General features: G+C 57.9%; 1 protein-coding gene. It reads left to right on the plus strand.

Going from position 1 to position 261, the window contains the following annotated elements; all coding sequences use genetic code 11:
* A partial coding sequence (locus tag AAEZ10_RS27500) for an acyl-CoA dehydrogenase family protein (RefSeq protein ID WP_350571835.1) occupies window positions 1-261 on the plus strand: 261 nt, incomplete at both ends.

The raw sequence follows: 261 nt of genomic DNA on the forward strand, positions 1-261 counted from the left end.
TCCCTGAACAATACGGCGGCAGTGGACTGAACTACGTCAGCTATGGCCTGATCGCTCGTGAGGTTGAGCGCGTCGACTCCGGTTACCGTTCGATGATGAGCGTGCAGTCCTCGCTGGTGATGGTGCCTATCAATGAATTCGGTACCGAAGCGCAAAAACAGAAGTACCTGCCGAAATTGGCGTCGGGTGAGTGGATCGGTTGCTTCGGTCTGACCGAGCCTAACCACGGTTCCGACCCGGGAGCGATGATCACCCGTGCGC

Origin of the sequence: Pseudomonas sp. H26/SER47-MNA-CIBAN-0231 (assembly GCF_040310465.1) — a bacterium.
Lineage (GTDB): Bacteria > Pseudomonadota > Gammaproteobacteria > Pseudomonadales > Pseudomonadaceae > Aquipseudomonas > Aquipseudomonas atacamensis.